At 64.5% G+C, this 18282-nt stretch carries 17 protein-coding genes and 1 tRNA gene; 4 read left to right on the top strand and 14 right to left on the bottom strand.

Going from position 1 to position 18282, the window contains the following annotated elements:
• Nucleotides 1-17: 17 nt before the first annotated feature.
• From addA to ahcY, 7 genes are all read right to left on the bottom strand, one after another.
• Nucleotides 18-3578 (bottom strand): double-strand break repair helicase AddA, encoded by a 3561-nt coding sequence (gene addA / locus KVF90_RS10695; RefSeq protein ID WP_264391567.1) that lies wholly within the window; start codon nt 3576-3578, stop codon nt 18-20.
• Nucleotides 3575-6604: a double-strand break repair protein AddB gene (gene addB, locus KVF90_RS10690; RefSeq protein ID WP_264391566.1), complete on the bottom strand. Its 3030-nt coding sequence runs from the start codon at nt 6602-6604 to the stop codon at nt 3575-3577. The genes addA and addB overlap by 4 nt, the downstream gene beginning before the upstream one ends.
• Nucleotides 6597-7319, bottom strand: coding sequence for a nucleotidyltransferase family protein (locus tag KVF90_RS10685; protein WP_264391565.1), 723 nt, complete (start codon nt 7317-7319; stop codon nt 6597-6599). Before KVF90_RS10685 ends, addB begins: the two co-directional genes overlap by 8 nt.
• Nucleotides 7316-8305: an aminoglycoside phosphotransferase family protein gene (locus KVF90_RS10680; protein WP_264391564.1), complete on the bottom strand. Its 990-nt coding sequence runs from the start codon at nt 8303-8305 to the stop codon at nt 7316-7318. Before KVF90_RS10680 ends, KVF90_RS10685 begins: the two co-directional genes overlap by 4 nt.
• Nucleotides 8302-8766, bottom strand: coding sequence for a tRNA (adenosine(37)-N6)-threonylcarbamoyltransferase complex ATPase subunit type 1 TsaE (gene tsaE / locus KVF90_RS10675; RefSeq protein ID WP_264391563.1), 465 nt, complete (start codon nt 8764-8766; stop codon nt 8302-8304). Before tsaE ends, KVF90_RS10680 begins: the two co-directional genes overlap by 4 nt.
• Nucleotides 8763-11123, bottom strand: a complete 2361-nt coding sequence (locus KVF90_RS10670) for a PAS domain-containing sensor histidine kinase (protein ID WP_264391562.1) — start codon at nt 11121-11123, stop codon at nt 8763-8765. Before KVF90_RS10670 ends, tsaE begins: the two co-directional genes overlap by 4 nt.
• A gap of 101 nt (nt 11124-11224) precedes the next feature.
• On the bottom strand, nt 11225-12649 hold the full coding sequence (ahcY, locus tag KVF90_RS10665; RefSeq protein WP_264391561.1) for an adenosylhomocysteinase: 1425 nt from the start codon (nt 12647-12649) through the stop codon (nt 11225-11227).
• A 183-nt stretch (nt 12650-12832) separates the two neighbouring features.
• Here ahcY and KVF90_RS10660 point away from each other — a divergent pair, with 183 nt between their 5' ends.
• Nucleotides 12833-13312 (top strand): peroxiredoxin, encoded by a 480-nt coding sequence (locus tag KVF90_RS10660; protein WP_264391560.1) that lies wholly within the window; start codon nt 12833-12835, stop codon nt 13310-13312.
• A 90-nt stretch (nt 13313-13402) separates the two neighbouring features.
• On the opposite strand, the gene KVF90_RS10655 is transcribed toward KVF90_RS10660, so the two are convergent.
• From KVF90_RS10655 to folE, 5 genes are all read right to left on the bottom strand, one after another.
• The gene (locus tag KVF90_RS10655) at nt 13403-13828 is read right to left on the bottom strand and encodes a hypothetical protein (protein WP_264391559.1); all 426 of its coding nucleotides are present in this window, start codon (nt 13826-13828) and stop codon (nt 13403-13405) included.
• A gap of 58 nt (nt 13829-13886) precedes the next feature.
• Nucleotides 13887-14570 carry a cytochrome b/b6 domain-containing protein gene (locus KVF90_RS10650; RefSeq protein ID WP_264391558.1) on the bottom strand — a complete coding sequence of 228 codons (684 nt, stop codon included), beginning with the start codon at nt 14568-14570 and terminating at the stop codon, nt 13887-13889.
• A 4-nt stretch (nt 14571-14574) separates the two neighbouring features.
• Nucleotides 14575-15087, bottom strand: a complete 513-nt coding sequence (locus tag KVF90_RS10645) for a c-type cytochrome (RefSeq protein WP_264391557.1) — start codon at nt 15085-15087, stop codon at nt 14575-14577.
• 134 nt (nt 15088-15221) lie between these two features.
• Nucleotides 15222-15665, bottom strand: coding sequence for a hypothetical protein (locus KVF90_RS10640; protein WP_264391556.1), 444 nt, complete (start codon nt 15663-15665; stop codon nt 15222-15224).
• A gap of 149 nt (nt 15666-15814) precedes the next feature.
• Nucleotides 15815-16441 carry a GTP cyclohydrolase I FolE gene (gene folE / locus KVF90_RS10635; protein ID WP_264394481.1) on the bottom strand — a complete coding sequence of 209 codons (627 nt, stop codon included), beginning with the start codon at nt 16439-16441 and terminating at the stop codon, nt 15815-15817.
• A gap of 196 nt (nt 16442-16637) precedes the next feature.
• Between folE and KVF90_RS10630 the strand changes: the two genes are divergently transcribed.
• A complete protein-coding gene (locus tag KVF90_RS10630; protein ID WP_264391555.1) occupies nt 16638-17033 on the top strand; it encodes a metallopeptidase family protein in 396 nt (131 codons plus the stop codon).
• A gap of 54 nt (nt 17034-17087) precedes the next feature.
• Here KVF90_RS10630 and KVF90_RS10625 read toward each other — a convergent pair.
• Both KVF90_RS10625 and KVF90_RS10620 read right to left on the bottom strand, forming a co-directional pair.
• Nucleotides 17088-17164: transfer RNA gene (locus KVF90_RS10625), tRNA-Arg, on the bottom strand.
• A gap of 60 nt (nt 17165-17224) precedes the next feature.
• Nucleotides 17225-17635, bottom strand: a complete 411-nt coding sequence (locus tag KVF90_RS10620; protein WP_264391554.1) for a (deoxy)nucleoside triphosphate pyrophosphohydrolase — start codon at nt 17633-17635, stop codon at nt 17225-17227.
• A gap of 98 nt (nt 17636-17733) precedes the next feature.
• Here KVF90_RS10620 and KVF90_RS10615 point away from each other — a divergent pair, with 98 nt between their 5' ends.
• Both KVF90_RS10615 and KVF90_RS10610 read left to right on the top strand, forming a co-directional pair.
• Complete coding sequence (locus KVF90_RS10615; protein WP_264391553.1) at nt 17734-17916, top strand: Flp family type IVb pilin; 183 nt, start codon at nt 17734-17736, stop codon at nt 17914-17916.
• A 114-nt stretch (nt 17917-18030) separates the two neighbouring features.
• Nucleotides 18031-18216, top strand: a complete 186-nt coding sequence (locus KVF90_RS10610) for a Flp family type IVb pilin (RefSeq protein ID WP_264391552.1) — start codon at nt 18031-18033, stop codon at nt 18214-18216.
• Nucleotides 18217-18282: the final 66 nt, after the last annotated feature.

Raw genomic sequence — 18282 nt, 5'->3', positions numbered from 1 at the left:
CTAATGCGCGAGCTTGTTCACTCAATATCCGGCAGGGACAAGGATTGCTGCGGTGCCTGCAACGCCTGCTTGTGCACTCCAAGCAGTCCGGGGTCGATATCGAACAGCACAGGCGCATGGGTGTAGAGCACGCCAGCCCGCACTTCGCGCCCCGGATAGATCGTTTCAAGCGCGGCGACATAGGCGGCCATCTGGCGGAGCGTCGCCGCTGGCATGTCGCCGCTGCTGACGGGTGGTCGGCGGGTGGTCTTGAAGTCGACCACAGTGATGCAGGCTTCCTCGATAAGCAGCCGGTCAGCCGTGCCCGCCACCACCACGCCGCCGACTGTCGCGGCGAGCGGCACTTCGGCGAGCGCTTGCGGAGAGAAGATCGCGGCAAAGCCGGAGTGATCGAGGACGCCCAGCGCCGCCGCCAGCATCTCGCCGCGCATCGCGTCGGGCAGGTCGCCCGCGTGCCTTTCCAGCCAGCGCGCCGCAGCGGCTGCGCGTTCCGTCGCCGGGACATCGGGCAGACGTTCCAGCAGCGTGTGGATCAGGCTGCCGCGACGGGCGGCATTGCGCGCGGCTTCGGGCGGAAGCGGGGGTTCGCTGCCCATGTCCTCGCCCGCTGATGACGGCGCAAGCGGGCGCGGTGGACGCGGTTCGGGGCCAATCGGCGTAATTGCCCAGCGCGGCAGATCGGGGGCGGCATTTCCGCTCGCTTCTGCACCATCTTCCGGCACCAGCGGCTCGGCCCGTTCGCCCCATTCCTTTCGCCAGCCCCAGATCAGGTCATTAAGCTGTTCGCCCTCGAACATTGGGGCAAGCCGCGCATACCAGCTGTCCTCGTGGGGCTCGCGGTTCTTGGCTTCCTTCTTGTTCAGCGACCCGCCGATGAACAGCGCCTCTTCCGCGCGGGTCATGGCCACATAGAGCAGCCGCCAGTGTTCCTGAAGGGCAGCGGTTGCCTTGGCTTCGGCAGACTCGGCGATCCGTCCCCGCTTCTCGTCCTTGCCCAGCGGCGGAAGCGGCACTTCGCGGCGGCGCTCGGGATCAAACCCGTGGGGCTCGTCCTCCAAGGCAAGATCGCCCGGATCGCCGGGCGCACCAGTGGCATCGGCGAGGATCACAATCGGCGCCTGAAGCCCCTTTGATCCGTGCACCGTCATCACCCGCACCTGTCCGCTCGCGCTGTCGGAATCGCGCTTCAGGTCGCCCGTTCCGGCATCGAACCAGGCGATGAAGCCGGCAAGGCTCGGCCAATGGTCGGCCTCATAAGCGAATGCGGTGTTGATGAGTTCATCGAGCGGATCGTTGGCTTCGCTACCAAGTCGTTCCACCAGCCGCGCCCGCCCCTCCCACGGGCCGGTCAGGAGCCAGGCGATCAGCGCCTGCGGGGTCTGATAATCGGCACGGCGCAGCAGGTCGCGCAGTTTGTCCGCTGTCTGGAGCACCGGCACCGGCGCATCTTCGCGCTTCAGATGATCCCAGAGCCGGACCTTGTCGGGCCGCGGGACATGGGCGAGGATATCGTCCTGCGTCCACCCGATCAGCGGCGAGGCGAGCAGGTTTGCAAGGCTGAGATCGTCCTGCGGCTGCGCGGCGAATCGCAGTGCCGCCATCACATCCTTCACCGCCAGCGGCGCGCCAAGGCGCAGCCGATCGACCCCGGCCACCGGAACGCCGCGGGCATAAAGCTTGGCGACGATCTGCGCGGCGAGTTCCTTGCGCTGGCGGACCAGCACCATGATATCGCCAGCCCGCGCATGGCGGCGCGTGCCCTTGGCGAGCACGAAGGGTTCAACATCCGTAACCCAGCGGTGCACCTGTTCGGCGATGTTCTGCGCAAGCAAGGTATCGTGCTTGGGCAACCAATCGCGCTCACTCTCCTCGCTGGCTTTGTCGTCGCTGCCTTCGTCGTCGAACTCAGCGTCGCCTTCCGGATTCTCCGGCATCACGGGCGGCCACAACGTGACCAGCCCCGGCCGTTCTGCGCCCACATGTTCGGCCGGGGGCGTGTCGAGACCGAAGGCGTCGAAGCCGAGCAGGCCGATCACCCGGTTGACGAACCCCAGCACGATGTTCGCGGTGCGGAACGAAAGGCCAAGGTCGAGATCTTGCCAGCCCGGCTCACGGCGATTGACGCGGCTTGTGCGGATGCCATCGCGTGCGGCGAAAATCCGCGCACTGATGCGCTGCTTGGCACGGGCGAAGTTTTCCGGGCTGGTGCCCTGAAAACCGAAGATCGCCTGTTTGTAATCGCCCACGGTGAAGATCGTGCGCAGCTTGTCGCCCCGTGCGCCATCACCCGCGAAGAAATCTTCGATCAGCGCCTCGACAATATCCCACTGGCTGCGGTTGGTGTCTTGCGCTTCGTCGATCAGGATGTGGTCGAAATGCCGGTCGAGCTTGTAGCGGATCCAGTCGGCGGCCTCGGAGTTGCCGAGAAGGCCCGCTGCCTTGCGGATCAGGTCGCCGAAATCAAGCAGCCCTTCGCGTGCTTTGCGCGCTTCCCAGCGGACCGCAAAGGCGCGGCCAATTTCGAGCGCGGAGGTGATGATGTCGGCGGTGGGGAGTAGGGAGCAGCGAGTTTCGTATTCCTGCAAGGCCTCCGCCATGTCCTCCTGATGGCGGAGGAAATCGGGATCGAGCTTGGCCGCGCCATCCATTTTGCGCGGCGTTCCGTCCTTCTTGAGGAGGGTGTCGTAGAAACGGGATACCGCCTGAACACGATCGGCCAGGCCGAGATTGATCCACTCGCGGATAAAGGCGGCTGTCTCAAGCCCGGTCTTCGCCTTCCATCCCTCAAGCGCGGGCAGCAGCGAGATGAGCGTGTCATCGGGAAAGAGATCGGGATGCAGCGGCTCGCTTGCCCATGCCTCGTCAGCATCGGCGGGTATTCCCAATGTCCGGCGCACCCGTGCAGCCATGGGCGATTGCCAGCCGGTGGTGCCCTCCCACAGCTCGTGCGCATCGGCCGCTCGCATCAGCCATTTGTGCAAAGCGGCGGGATCCTTGCGGGTGGTGAATTGCCTGATCGCATCGAGCACGCGCACGTCATTGGTGCGCTCGGCTTCCTCGAACAGGTCGGCCAGAACCTCGCGGGCGAGCAGCTCGCGGCTGCGATCGTCCAACAGCCGCGTGCCGGGAGCGAGGCCTGCCTCCTCGGGGAAGTTGCCGATCAGGAACTGCGCAAAGGCGTGGATCGTGTCGATCCTGAGCCCCCCGCCGGGGCAATCGAGCACGCTCGCAAACAGACTGCGCGCGCGTTCCTGCGTGGCTGGGTCGATATCCGCGCCGAGATAGCGCAGCTCCTTCCCCAGCGTGCCTGCATCAAGCCGAACCCAGCGCGCCAGAACCGCATTGATGCGGTTCGCCATCTCAGCCGCACCCGCCTTGGTGAAGGTCAGGCACAGGATCTGCCCAGGCGACACATCCTCGCGCAGCAGCAACCTGAGCACGCGCGCGGAGAGCACTTGCGTCTTGCCCGTCCCCGCCGAGGCCGACAGCCAGACATTCTCCTCCGGATCAGCTGCGGTCAGCTGGTTGTCCTTCAGGGGAAAGACCAGGCCCCCGCCGCCGTTAGCGCCGCCGCTCACGCCTCGGACTCCTTGTCGGTGAGCCGGACGATCCATTCTTCCAGCCGCATCAGCTGGTCATATTCATTGTAGCCTTTGTAATCAGGGTTCTCGCGCGCCTTGAAGGGATCGGTGCCCTTGATGAAGCGCCGTATGGCTTCGCACAGCTTTTCGGCGTGGTGTGGCAGGAACCGCTCCGGTAACAAGCCGCCCTCGCGCGGCCCAAGCTTCATCGGGCTTTGGCGCTTTCCAAAGCCGCCGTCTTCCTTGCCGAACGACCAGTAATGAAATCCGGTGGCCGCGCTTGCCGGGAGGCCCGCCCGAGCAAAACCCCCAGCCTCCGCAATCAGCCCGAGCAGCCCGAGTTGAAGCGCAAAGCCCTTCTCGACCTGCTGTTTCGATGGCACGGTACCAGTCTTGTAATCGACAATCGCAAGGCTGCCATCAGCAAGCCGGTCGATCCGGTCCGCGCGGCCCATGACTTTGACCCCATCGAAGATCATCTCGCCCGAAATCTCTGTGGCGATCACCTGCCGTCCTTCCGCAGCATCCTCGGCAATCCAAGCCTCAAAGCGCTCCAGCGCATCGATCAGGCGCGGCTGCCACAGCGCGCGGAACAGGGGGTGGACGCGCGCGGACGCGAAATGTGCGGCGGCGAAGGGTGCAAGAGCAAGGCCGGGCTGATCCTCCTTCGCTTTATGCCACTTGTCGAGAATATCGTGCACCAGCGTGCCGCGCAGCGCGGGATCGCTGAAGGGATCGGCGGCGAGCGGCTGAAGCTGCCTCAGGCCAAGGATCGCCTGCGCATAGAACTGGTAGGGATCGCCCAACAGCCGGTCGAGCGCCGTCACCCGGATCGGCACATCGCGTAGCGCAGGCGCGGGATCGGGCGCGGGGCGCTCATAAGGCTCCGCCGCCGGACGCTCACGGTCGAGATGGGGCAGCAGAGCCGGAATGGCACGCTCGCGATGCTCCTTGTCGAGATCATCGCCCAACAGCGCTTCAACCCGCAGCAGAAAGCGCGAGGGCAGCGTCGGCCCTTCGGCATCGCGCAAGGCCCGGCTCAGCACCACTTCGGGCGCGCCCATGGCGCCTGCAAGGTCATGCGCCGCGAGGCCGATGCGGAACTCCGCTCCCGGCACGCCCAGCGCCCGCAGGATCGCTGGCGCAAGCAGCGCATCGGCGCCGGGCGGCTGCGGCCAACTGCCTTCGTTGAGCCCGCCGCAAATCACCAGATCGGCGCGTGCCATGCGCGCTTCAAGCAAGCCGTAGATCGCGACACGCGGATGCCCGCCATATCCGGGGCGCACCGCGACAGCCTCCATCGCGTCGCGCAGCACGCCGCCAAGATCGGCGGTCTCTATCGCCGTGCCGAGCGCCTCTGCCTGCCCGCGCAATTCCTCGATCATCAAGCCCAGCGCGCGGCCATCCTCGCGCTCCCATATGGCGGTGCGGGCAAAGGCTTCCGCCGCGGCGGACAGGCGGGACAGCGCTTCGGCGAGCGGGATGTCGCGCGGCCAATCGGTGAGCGGCGCAATAAGTGCCTCGGCCTCGCCCCACCATTCGGCAACCTCGGCTTTGGCGGCAGCTTCGCGCAAAGGCTCCATACCGGGCGCTGGCGATGGTCCGCGCAACTGACGGTCGAAGGCGCGCAGCCCCACCAGCCAATTGCGCCGCGTCTCCCGGTCCCACCCTTGCACCAATGGATGACCGAAGGCCGCGACCAGATTGGCAGGGTCAGCGCCGTTCGCCGCGATCTCTGCCAGCAGGCCGAACAAACGCCCGGCGGGGGTCAGCGCCAGCGGACGACCAGCGGAATCGTCGGCGGTGATGTTCCAGCGCTCGAGATGCTGTGCGACCCGCCGTGCAAGGCCGCGATCTGCGGAGACCACAGCGATGCGCTTTTCTGGCTGTTCCAGCGCCTCGCGCACCAGCAGGGCAATGGCCTGCGCCTCTTCCTCGATCGAAGCACTCGCGAGCAGCCGCACCCCGTCAAGCCGCCGCTCCCTCGCGTCCAGATTGATCCACGCCCGGCTCGCTTGCGGAGGCAGGAATAGCGAGGAAATCGCGCGGCTGCGTGCAGGCTCTGCCGCGCCGATCCCGCGCCGGTGCCACGGCTGTACCTCGGCGCGGTTCACACCCATGCGATTGAGCAGCAGCTTCAGGTGATATTGCGGATGACTGAGCGCATCGCCCGCTCCAAACACAGGTCCGCCCGGTTCCTCCGACGCGCCGGCAAGGCCCAGTTCTTCCCAGGCAGCATCGTCCATCGCCAGATCGAGATCGGGGAGGACGACAGCACCGTCAGGCAACTCCGCCACCACCCGGAGCATTCGCGCAAGTGCAGGCGAAGCGCTCGTCACCCCCACGGCAACAACAGGATGCGGCGGCGGCGTTTCTCTCCAGCGCCGCGCGGCACGATCGAACAGGAGGTTGCGCCGGGCCGCCGCATCGACTTCGCCGCGCTCCGCCAGTTCGATCTGCCAGCGCACATTGACCCGCGCGAAGAGTCGGATCGACCGTTCCCAATGGCTGGCCAGCCCAGCCACGCTGTCGCGCACCGGCTCGCTCAGCAAGTCTTGAAACGTCTTTTCCTCGACGAGCAGGCGATCCATTGTCCGCGCCATCTCGCGGGCCAGATTGAGCCTCGACCGGCCAGGGAGCGGGTCCATCCCTTCGCCCGAGCGCTCCTCGGCGATCAGACGATCGAGCGTCAACCAGCGGCGTACCGGATCGCAGGCGGGAGGAATATCGCTCGCGCCGAGCGGATCGAGCGCAGCACCCAGCTTCTCGTCGAGGTCGAGATCACCCACTGCGACCATGCGCGGCATCAGCAGGCCGCCCTCACCAGCCTCACCCGCGTGGCGGATGAAGGCTTCAGAGAGCGTGCGCGCCGCGCGGCTCGACGGAACCAGCAGGGTCAGGCGTGCGAGGCCGAAGCCGGGTTCGCGGTAACGCGGCACCAGCCCGGCCACGAGCGCATCGGCAAACCCGCGATGCGCGGCGATCGAATAAACCAGCGGCCCGGGCTTGCGGGGTTCAGCCACCCAGCAGCGCCTCCTCGGTCGGACGGATCGCTTGCGGCGTGCCGACTTCGAACCACAGGCCGGTGAAGCTGATGCCGTAAAGGCGCCCCTCCTCCATCGCACGGTTCCAGAGGATGTTGGTCGAAAACGGTCCCTCGGGCGCATCGCGCAGCAGGTGGTGGCTGACCAACTGGATGCCGGTGTAGATGAAGGGCGCGATCCGCCCGTCACGGCGGCGCGACAGGCGGCCCAGCGGGTCCATGTGAAAATCGCCCGGCCCGTTGAAATTGGCCGCGCGGGCGTGCGGCACAACCAGCAGCAGCGCGTCCATCACCTCCGGGTTCCAGCGCCGCGAGAGGTCATGGAACGCGCTCTTGGGTCCGTCGAGCCAGATATTGTCGGCATTGAGCGCGAAGAAGGGGTCGGGCAGGTGCGGGAGCGCCTTGACCATCCCGCCGCCGGTCTCCAGCAGCAAGGCGCGCTCGTCCGATACAGTCACCTTCGGCGCGCTGCGGGCAAGCGCATGGGCTTCCAGCGCATCGGCGAGGTAGTGAACATTGACGACCGCCTTGGCCACGCCAGACTCGGAAAGACGATCAAGAGCATAATCGATCAGCGGCTTGCCCGCGACCCGCACCAGCGGCTTGGGCTGGCTGGCGGTCAGCGGCCGCATCCGCTTGCCGAGCCCGGCCGCGAGGATCATGGCGGTGTCGGAGGCGAGCGGCGCGGTGCTCATGCCGGGAACGCCCCGTTTGCCGCGCGCAGGTCATCGGGGATGTTGACGTCGAACCAGCGCGCCACCGGCTCCAGCGCAGGGTGTGCCAGATCGCGCTCCAGCGCAGCCCATACACGCGGGATCATGCCGAGATACTTTGGCTTGCCATCACGCCGGTCTAGCCGGGTAAAGATGCCGACAATCTTGGCGTTACGCTGCGCGCCGAGCAGGGCGTAATCGGCGATGAATTCGTCATCCGCCACCCCGGCGTGGTGGGCGTAGTGCACCAGCATCGCGGTTTCGAGATCGACCGGCACATCGCGCCGCGCGTCCTGAAGCAGCGAGACAAGGTCATAGGCCGGATGCCCCACCAGCGCGTCCTGAAAGTCGATCAGCCCCTGCGGCGCGCTCGCCTTGCCACCGAGCAGCATGATGTTCTCGGCATGGTAATCGCGCAGCACGGTGACGCCGGGCGTCTGGCGCGACAGCACAGGCGCGAGCACTTCCTCCCATGCTGCGGCATAGCCAGCGGCATCAACCTCCAGACCCTGTGCCGGGCAATACCATTCGGTCAGTAGCGCCGCCTCACGGGCATAAACCGCCATGTCGTAGGGCGCGAAAGGCCCCGGCGGCAGTCGGTGGAGCGCGGCCAGCGCCTCGACCGCCGCTTCATAAGCCGCACGCTCGTCGGCGGGATGGTCATCCAGCCAATCGCGCATCCGGTCGTTGCCAAAATCCTCGGTCAGCACCCAGCCTTGCGCTGCATCTTCTGCAAGGATCGCAGGCGCGCGCATCCCGTTCTCGTTGAGCCAGTGTGCCACATGGAGGAAAGGCGCAGGGTCTTCGTGCGGCGGCGGCGCGTGCATCAGCATTGCAGTTGCGCCATCCGGCCGCTCCAGCCGGAAGTAACGCCGGAACGAGGCATCACCCGGCAGCGGCTCGACCCGGGCATCGGCCCAACCGGCGCGGGCGGTGAAATCGGCGAGACCTTCAGGCAGTTCGATCATGGCATCCGCCCTAACCAATCCGCAGCCCCGCGGGCAATCGCAATCCTTCCGCCTTCCCCGACTTCTCCGACCGGTTCGAGCGTGATCGACAGGCAGCCCGCCTCATGCCCGAACCCGCCCGCGTGATCAGGCCATTCGGCAAGCAGCACCGCGCCTTCGCGGTAATCGTCGAGGCCGATCTCATCGAGTTCGGAAGGGCTTTCGAGCCGGTAGAAGTCGGCGTGCACCACGGCGATGCGCAGCGGGGGCGAATCGTAGGTCTCGATGATCGTGAAGGTGGGCGAAGGCACCTCGCCGTCATGCCCCAGCGCGGCGAGGATCGCGCGAGCGAGCGTGGTCTTGCCCGCCCCCAGCCCGCCGGTCAGCGCCACGACATCGCCTGCCCGCAACTGTTCAGCGATGCGCGCGCCGAAAGCCGCCATCGCTGCAAGGTCCGGCAAGCTCTCGCGCGTCTCGGTCACGGCAGACGAATCGTGGCGGTGGTGCCGGAGCCCTTGCGGCTGACGATCTCGAGCGTACCGTCATGCGCGGCGATCAGCTGGCGGGCGAGCGGAATGCCGAGCCCGCTGCGCCGTTCGGGCGCGCCCTCGCCTGCGGGCCTGAGCCCTCCTTGCGCGCGCGCCAGTTCCTGCGAGGTCATTCCGCGGCCATTATCGACAATGCTGATTTCGAGCGACCAGCCCGTCCCTTCCGGAGCCTTGCGGATCTCGATAACAATGCGCCCGCCATCAGGCGTCCCGGCAATGGCATTGTCGATGAGGTTGCCGAGCGCACGGCCCATCTGGCGCGGATCTGCTTCGATAACGCGGCCCCGCCGGCCCTTGAGATCGAGGCTCAGGCCCGCGGCGATGATCACCGCCTCGCGCTCGCGCACCTGCGTAGTGAGCAGATCGAGCACGTCGATCCGTTCCTTGCGGATCGGCAGGAGCCCCGCCTCGCTCTGCGACAGGTCGAGTACGTTTTCGACCTGCTCGGTCAGACGCTCAACCGCGGCGAGGATCGCGTCGACATATTCGCCCGCCGCCGCCGGATCGGCCGCTGCCCCGCTCTTCAGCAGTTCGGCATAGCCGCCGATGGTGGTGAGCGGCGTGCGGAATTCGTAGGACATGTTGGCGAGAAACCGCGCCTTCACGCCATCAGCCTCTTCCAAGGCCTCGGCCCGTTCGCGCAGCGCCTGCTCGGCCTTCTGCGAAGCGGTGATGTCGAGCACGGTCAGCAGGCCATTGCCATCGGGCAGCGGGATACCCGCAAACCGCAAGGACCGCCCGTCGGCAAGTTCGACCTGGCCGCCCTTTTCTCTCCGGTCGAGCGTGGCAGCGCGCACCGCCGCGCCAATCAGGCTCGCCTCTTCGGGATTGACGAGATTGCGTCCGATCGCGCTCAGCAATTCATCCGCGCTGGGGTGCTGGTCAAGCAGGTCGGTGGTGAGGCCCCAGGTGCCGGCAAAGCTGCGATTCCACAGCTGCACCGAGCCATCAGGCGCGAAGATTGCCAGCGCCTCGAACAAGCTGTCGAGCGTTGCGGTGCGGGTGCGCAACAGCGTGTCACGCACGGCGGATAGCGCGAGGCTTTCGGTGCGATCCTCGGTGATCAGTACGAGTCCGCCGTCAGGCATCGGCTGGGCGACGACGCGCAGGTGCGTGCCGCCGGGGAGCGGCCAAGCCTCCTCGAGCGAATCTTGCATCCCGAACCATCCGGTGCGCTCACGCCGCCACTCGGGGAAGTCGCGCACTTCGGGTGTGCGCCCACGCTCTCGCGCTTCGGCGAGGAAGCGTTCAAAAGGTGTGTGCGCCTCGATCGCCTCGTCGGTCAGGCTGAACAGGCGCCGAAACGGGCGATTGGCGAAGGTCAGGCGCTCATCGCCGTCAAACAGCGCGACCCCGACAGACAACTGGTCAAGCAGCGCGCGCTGGGCATCGCGGAAAGCGCGGAATTCGCGCGCGACCTGCTGTTGTTCTTCGATGTCGATAGCATATCCCGCGACCCCTTCCTGCCCCAAGGGCAGGTCAGAAACGCGCAGGGTGCGCCTCGCACCATGGATCGTCGCAGCGACGATGCGTTCCGATTTATCCTGCCGTTGCAGCGTGCCCCGCGCAATGTCGGCCGGCGAGCGGCTGTCTTCTGGTTCGAGCAGCTCAATCTGGCCTTGCACCACTTCTGCCGCGCTGGCTGCCCCCACGGCATCGACATAGGCCTGGTTGACGAGCTGAAGCGTGAGGTCCGCGCCGCGGAACCACATCGGCATCGGCGCGGCTTCGATCAGACCGACCAAGGCCGCAAAATCGCCGGTTGCCCGCGCAGCAGCAGACCGGAGGCGGGCCATTTCGGAATGGCTTTCGGTGAAATCAAACACCCATACCAGCGCAGCACCGCCGGGCGAGACCTGCGGATCAGCCAGCGTGCCATAAAGCGCAAGGCTGCGCTGCGAACCCGGCAGGTTGATCGCCATGCGGAACGGCGCGGCGCTTTTCTGGGTGGTCTGGATCTTGGCCCAAAGCTGGTCGATCTGCGCTTGCGCGAGCCCACCTGCCTTGGGATTGGCGGGCGGCGCAGCAAGCTCGGACAGGTATTTGGGGATCGTCGCAAGGCCCAGCATCCGGGCCAGCTTGTCCGAAGCTTCGATCCGGCCATCGACCCGCACCAGCAGAGGCAAAGCAGGCGCGACATCCAGCAGGGTCTGCATGCGCTTCAGGCTGGTGCGCATCGCCTTGGCGCGCTTGACGCTCTGGTTGGCGCGCAGCACGACCACGCCCGCTCCCACCGCCCAAGCGGCGAGCACAAGTGCTATGAGCACCAAGGAGAGGGGCGAGACATCCATTACTCAACCGCTATGCGCGTGCGCGCGGCAGTGCAACGGGGATGAACCCGCCCGCCCCCAACCCCGTGAAAAAACACGGGCGGGGCGGGCGGTTCGCGAGATTAGTAGCGATAGTGGTCCGGCTTGAACGGGCCGGCCTGCGGCACGCCGATGTAGCTGGCCTGCTTGCCCGACAGCTGGGTCAGCTTCACGCCCAGCTTTTCGAGATGCAGTGCAGCGACCTTCTCGTCGAGGTGCTTGGGCAGGACGTAGACGTCGTTCTCGTACTCTTCCGCCTTGGTGAAGAGTTCGATCTGGGCGAGCGTCTGGTTGGTGAAGCTCGCGCTCATCACGAAGCTCGGGTGGCCGGTGGCGCAGCCGAGGTTCACCAGACGGCCCTTGGCGAGGATGATGATCGACTTGCCATCCGGGAAGGTCACGATGTCGGTGCCTTCCTTGATTTCCTTCCAATTGTAGTTGGAAAGCGCGGAAATCTGGATTTCGCTGTCGAAGTGGCCGATGTTGCAGACGATCGCCATCGGCTTCATGTTCATCATGTGATCGGCGGTGATCACGTCTTCGTTGCCGGTGGCGGTGACGAAGATGTCAGCGCGCTTCACGGCGTCTTCCATGGTGACGACTTCAAAGCCGTCCATCGCCGCCTGCAGCGCGCAGATCGGATCGATTTCGGTGACCATCACGCGGGCGCCGCCATCACGCAGCGAGGCGGCCGAGCCCTTGCCGACATCGCCGTAACCGGCAACGCAGGCAACCTTGCCGGCCAGCATCACGTCGGTCGCGCGACGGATCGCGTCGACCAGCGATTCCTTGCAACCGTACAGGTTGTCGAACTTCGACTTGGTCACCGAATCGTTCACGTTGATCGCCGGGAAAGGCAGCTTGCCCTGCTTGGCGATCTGATAGAGCCGCATCACGCCGGTGGTGGTCTCTTCCGAAACGCCCTTGATCGCCTTGACGGTCTTGGTGAGGTAGCCCGGACGCGCCGCAACGAAGGCCTTGAGCGCACGCTGGAACTCGATTTCTTCGGCGTTGGTCGGCTCGCCCATTTCTTCGCCCGCTTCGAGGCGCGCGCCCCACAGTGCGAACATGGTGGCATCGCCGCCATCGTCGAGGATCAGGTTGCAGGTGAGGTCAGGATTTTCATCGGTCGCCCAGTCGAAGATCCGGCCGACGTAATCCCAGTACTCGGCCAAAGTCTCGCCCTTGATGGCGAAGACCGGAATGCCGGCATCCGCGATGGCGGCAGCAGCGTGGTCCTGGGTCGAGAAGATATTGCAGGTCGCCCAGCGGACTTCGGCGCCGAGGGCCACAAGGGTCTCGATCAGCACTGCGGTCTGGATGGTCATGTGCAGCGAGCCGGTGATGCGCGCGCCCTTGAGTGGCTGGGCAGCGCCATATTCTTCGCGCAGCGCCATCAGGCCGGGCATTTCGGTTTCGGCAATCTGGATTTCGTCGCGGCCGAAACGGGCGAGCGCGATGTCCTTGATGACATATTCGTGGGTCGGGGTGGCAGCGAGGGTGGCCATTATCTTATCTCCTAAGCGCAGATCCGACCGCGCGTGGTGCGGTGGTCTGCTTCTTGTCGGTAGCCCCCTAGCCGCAAGGTCGCCGTGAAGCAAATATAAACTTATCTTTATATGTCTATTTGTTGCCCCCTTGCGGCGCGCGCGATAGAGAGCGCCCACACCCCCAGAAGAGGATATACACACATGACGATTTCCGTTGGCGACAAGATCCCCGAAGTCACGCTGGTCAAGGCCACCGCCGAAGGGCCGCAGGCCGTGAAGTCCTCGGACTACTTCGCGGGCAAGCGCGTCGCGCTGTTCTCGGTCCCGGGTGCCTTCACCCCGACCTGTTCGGCCAAGCACCTGCCGGGCTTCGTCGAGAAGGCCGCCGATCTCAAGGCGAAGGGCGTCGATGAAATCGTCGGCACCGCGGTCAATGATGCCTTTGTGATGGGCGCCTGGAACAAGTCGGCGGGCAGCGACGACATCACCATGCTGGCAGACGGCAATGCCGAATTCGTCGAGGCGATCGGCCTCACCATGGACGGCTCGGGCTTCGGCATGGGCACGCGCGGCCAGCGTTTCTCGATGGTCATCAATGATGGCGTGGTCGAACAGCTCAACGTGGAAGAGCCGGGCGACTTCAAGGTTTCGAGCGCCGACCACATGCTCGGCCAGCTGTAAGGCTTATCCGACAAGCCCAAAGGAAAGGGGGCGCCTCCCGCAACGGGGGCACCCCTTTTTCGTTAGAGCCGACAGGGACCGTGAACCCTGTCAGTCGCAATTATACGGCTTCCCGTCGACATACTCGTCACACACGGCAAACAGATACAATTCGCCGGGCGCGCCGATCACGGTTTTGTCCCTGTGCAATGTGTGACTGACCGCCGGCTTGAACGTGCGCCCCCCGTCATAGCGGTTGTCGTACAGCGTGCCGATGGTGAACCGGCCAGTGCCAAGGCCGCCGATGTCCGGAGAGTAAACAACCTCCCGGCCATCGGAGCCGACCCACTTGTATTCATAGATCGTGTAGGCCTCGCCATCTTCAGTGCGACGGTCGGACAGCCGGTAGAAACTGCGGCAAGGTTCGGGTTCTTCGAGGCCGTCAGCGGGGAAAATGCAATTCTGCGGGAAATCTTCCTGCCAAGCCTCGTCATCGGCACCGGCAGGCCCGTTGAGCAAAAAAGCCAGTAGAGACAAAGGTCCAAGCCTCTGTGCCATCAGGGACATGGCCTTGAGCTGCTGCGGCAACGTCCGGTCATGTCAGCGGCGGCGCACCGAACGCCACCCACAGCGCGATTCCCCCTGCGAAGCCGCAGGCGAGCAGCCCCCTCACCCACGGCATCGGCCCGATTCCCGCAACCCCTGCCATCGGCGGACGATCGCCGCCCACCATCGGGCTGAGGAGATCATCGCCCCGCACCGCGTAGAAGGTGATCGCCGTCAGATGCAGCGCCACCAGCCCGGCAACCACCCAGAAGAAGGTCTCGTGCAGTTCGGTCAGCGTGTCAGCCACCGCCACACCCACCAGCGCATTGAGCGGCCCGGTCATCCCGTCATAGGGATCACCCGCAAACAGCCCCATGCTGACCTGCAACAGCATCGCCCCGATCAGCACCAGCGTACTCCAGCCACCCACCGGCGAATGGCCGATGGTGTGCCCGCCCCCGCCGCGCAGATAGGCCATGACCGCGCCCGGCCGCTTGACGAAGCTCGCAAAACGGGCGGTGTCCGGGCCAAGGAAGCCCCACACTACGCGAAACACCAGAACGCCCAGCAACACGAGGCCAAGCCGCTTGTGCAGCGCCCATTTGGAATTCTCCGCTGTCCACCACATCGCCGGGATCAGCAGGGGGAAGCTCCAATGGGTTAGCCGCAGCAGCGGGTCCCACACGCGCACGTCCTGTCCCGATGCACCGGGCGGTCGCAGCGAATCGCTCACCGCGTCACTTCTTGTCGTCGAGCCGGAACTGGTCGTGGCAGCCCTTGCACGCGCCGCCCATCGCCATGGCCTGCGCTCCGGTCGCGGCCTTGTCGCCCCCGCCCGCCACAGTCACCAGCTTGGCGCTTTCGTCGACCAGCTTCTGCGCGGATGCCTTGAACTCTTCAGGCTTCTTCCAGATCGAGGGAAGCGCCTCGGTGTCGTAGCCATCCTCGACACTTGTGCCGGCCGGGAAGTGGTCCGCGATCTTGCCTGCGCGGGTATTGATGTCAGAAGCCTTCGCCGAAATCAGCGTGAAATCCGGCGTGTCCTTTTCAAGCTCGCCGCGAACCGCCTTGAAGGCATCGCCGATCGCTTCGAAGTTGTCGTGCCGCTCCTTCAGCACCGGGGGAACCTCGCCCGCTGGCGCGGCATCGCCACTGGCCGCCGCATCGGATGCGCCTTCGCCCGAGCAGGCGGCGAGAACACCAGCCATGGCAGCGACAAGCACAAAGCGGGAAACAGGTTTACGCAGCATCGGGAAACTCCTTCGAGTGGGCCATCGGGTTGATCCCGCCCGCAGGCTATGCTGCTTCGTCGCTGATCGCAAATACCAAAAACGGGGCAGCTCCGCAAAGGAGTGCCCCGCTTCCGTGCGACCCTGAAAGAGGTTCAGCTACGCGTCTTGCCGACGCTCTCTGCCTCTGCAAGGATCGTTGCGCGATCCTGTTCGACCAGCGCGAGCATCGCGCTCCGCATGCTTTCGCTGCGGGTGCTGACCAGTTTGTCGATCGCCTTTTCGTTGGATTCGCACCAGCCCGGCTTCGAGCCGCTGGCCACATCCTCGCTGCTCAGTGTGCGGCGCGACTGGAGGGTCTCACCCACCTTTGCGACACGCTCGACATTGAGCGTAGCCGTCCAATTGCAGCGAAGCGTGCTGGGCCGGCCTGCAACGCCCGCTGCCCCAACCTGCGTGGTCTCGATCGTGACAGAGCCCTGATAATCAGCAGCAATCGGCCCGGAAACGTGATCGATCACCACTTCATGCTCAAGCGCAAGCGCGGGCGAAGCAACAAGCACCGCCAGCGCCGATCCGATAAGGACACCTTTATTCATGATGGTCTCTCCTGCTGTGACGCGGTCTTTGCGGCCGTCGTCCCAACATGAATAGCAGCGCGGTAAATGCTATCCAAGCACACAAGGTTGCAATTTCGACAATCTCTAGTGACCAGCGTCAATGTGCCGATCTCTGCATATTTGCAGGATCAGTAACCCATCAGGCTCATCACTTCCTTGCGACTGCGATCATCATCAAGGAAACAGCCAAGAATGCGGCTTGTGATCATGGCAACGCCCGGAGTTTTCACACCGCGCCCGGTCATGCATCCATGTTGCGCTTCAATCACCACCGCGACGCCGTGCGGATCGAGATTGTCCCAGATGCACTGCGCGACCTCTGCGGTCAGGCGCTCCTGGATCTGGAGACGCTGGGCATAGCCGTGCAGCACGCGCGCCAGCTTTGAAATGCCGACAACCTTCTTGTTGGGAAGATAGGCGATCGCGGCCTTGCCGATGATCGGTGCCATGTGGTGTTCGCAATGCGACTGGAACGGGATGTCCTTGAGCAGCACGATCTCGTCATAGCCGCCCACTTCCTCGAAGATGCGCGACAGGTGGATCGCGGGATCTTCCTTGTAGCCTTCGCAATATTCCAGCCATGCGCGTCCGACACGCTTCGGCGTGTCGCGCAGGCCTTCGCGCGCGGGATCATCGCCCGCCCATTCGATCAGCGTGCGAATCGCATCCTGCACGTGATCCGGAACCTCGGGCTTGCCGAGCGGGTTCTCCGGATCGAATTCATCATCGTGATCGTGGGCCGAGACATAGTTCATTGGTGTGCGTCTTTCTTCACTCATAGGCTCGTCCGGAGCCCCCTCGCCTGTCGATCCCGAATGGCGTCAACCATCAACCACCCAAGGCGTTCCTTGCAGATACGCTCATTGCGCGGGAAGGTTGCGCTCACCATCTCATACAAATGTAATAGTTCGTCGCCGTAATTCATCCCCCGACCGGCAAGAAAGGACGCAAATGCCCCTTCGCGAACCGAGCACCGCCGAATTTGAAGCCGCTGCGCATGATGTCATTGCGCGCCTGCCCGAAGCGTTTCGCCGCGAGCTTGAAGGCGTGGTGGTGCGCATCGAAGAATTCGCCCGGGCCGAACAGCTCGATTCGCTTGGCATCGAGGATCCGTACGAATTGACCGGCCTTTATGAAGGTGTGGCCCTGACCGAAAGATCGCAGTGGGACAGTGACGGTCTTCCGCCTGTCATTACACTGTTCCGCAAGCCCCTGCTCGCCGAGATGGACGAAACCGGCGTCGGCTTTGCAGCGCTGATCCGTCACGTGGTGATTCACGAAGCGGGTCACCATTTCGGCCTGTCTGACGAGGATATGCACGCGCTGGAGGACAGCGCGGGGGATTGAAACTCGCCCCTGAAACCAACAAAGCCCGCCCCTCTTGCGAGGAGCGGGCTTTGTTGGCGCACCCGGAACGATTCGAACGTCCGACCCCCAGATTCGTAGTCTGGTGCTCTATCCAGCTGAGCTACGGGTGCGCGCTGAGGGGGGCCACATAAGGGGGTCGATCAGGCTTGGCAAGGGAAGTTTGCCGCAAATCAGAGATTTTGAAACAGCTGTCCGGCCAGATGGATGTCCAGCGGCGGCTTGCGCAATTCGAGCGCTTCGGCCGGGGTGAACCACCCGATCGCCCCGCCCTCAAGCGCTTGGGGTTCGCCGTCCCATGCGCTGACAGTGTAAAGCAGAATGACAATGGCTGGCTGTCCGCTGTCCGCCTCGCTCTCGGCAAAGCCGGCCGGGCTACACCCTTCGGAATGGCAGACGATCCCAAGCTCCTCGGTCAGCTCGCGTACAAGAGATTGTACCGGTATTTCATAAGCTTCGACCTTGCCCCCTGGGAACTCCCACAGGCCCCCGTGATGCTTGCCTTCAGGGCGCCGATGCATCAGCCAACGCCCGTCCGCCCGGTGCAAGGCACCAGCAACCACCGCCATAAACGTGCGTGTCATGTCGGGATTCTTTCCATCCGTGTCCCCTATCTCAACCTTTTCTTAACCCGCACCCATGATTCTGGGGGTGTCAGAACGCACGAAGTAGAGGCCATCCCATGTTGTCGACTTTCATAAAAGAACTGAAGGACGACACCTCAGGGGCAACCGCTATCGAATACGGGCTGATCGTTTCACTTATCGTGATTGCGTTGATCGGTGCGCTGCAAGGCGTGGCGACGACCACGACCGAGATGTGGGACAAGATCGAAACCGAAAGCATCGATGCGATGACAAATTAATTCTCGATCAAAGTCGAGATTAGGAATTTCTCAATAAGTATCGATCTAACAAGTCCACAGCCCGCCGCGACACAGGGGGGCACGGGTACCGAAGACCAAACCAGGAGACTACACATGACCTTCTTCAAGAACCTCGTCCGTGACGAACAGGGCGCCACCGCCATCGAATACGGCCTGATCGCTGCTCTGATCGCTGTTGCTGCCATCACCGCCATGAGCAACCTCGGCACGACCCTCGACGCGACCTTCACGAACGTCGACACCGAAATGCAGGCCGGCACCACCACTCCGGGTGCGTAAGGCTTAAGCCTACGGCAAAAAGAAGACGGCGGGGAGCAATCCCCGCCGTTTTTCTTTGTGCGCCAG

The organism is Porphyrobacter sp. ULC335, from assembly GCF_025917005.1.
Taxonomy (GTDB): Bacteria; Pseudomonadota; Alphaproteobacteria; order Sphingomonadales; family Sphingomonadaceae; genus Erythrobacter.
The sequence above is the reverse complement of the archived record's forward strand: the minus strand, read 5'-3'. Positions and strand labels throughout refer to the sequence as shown.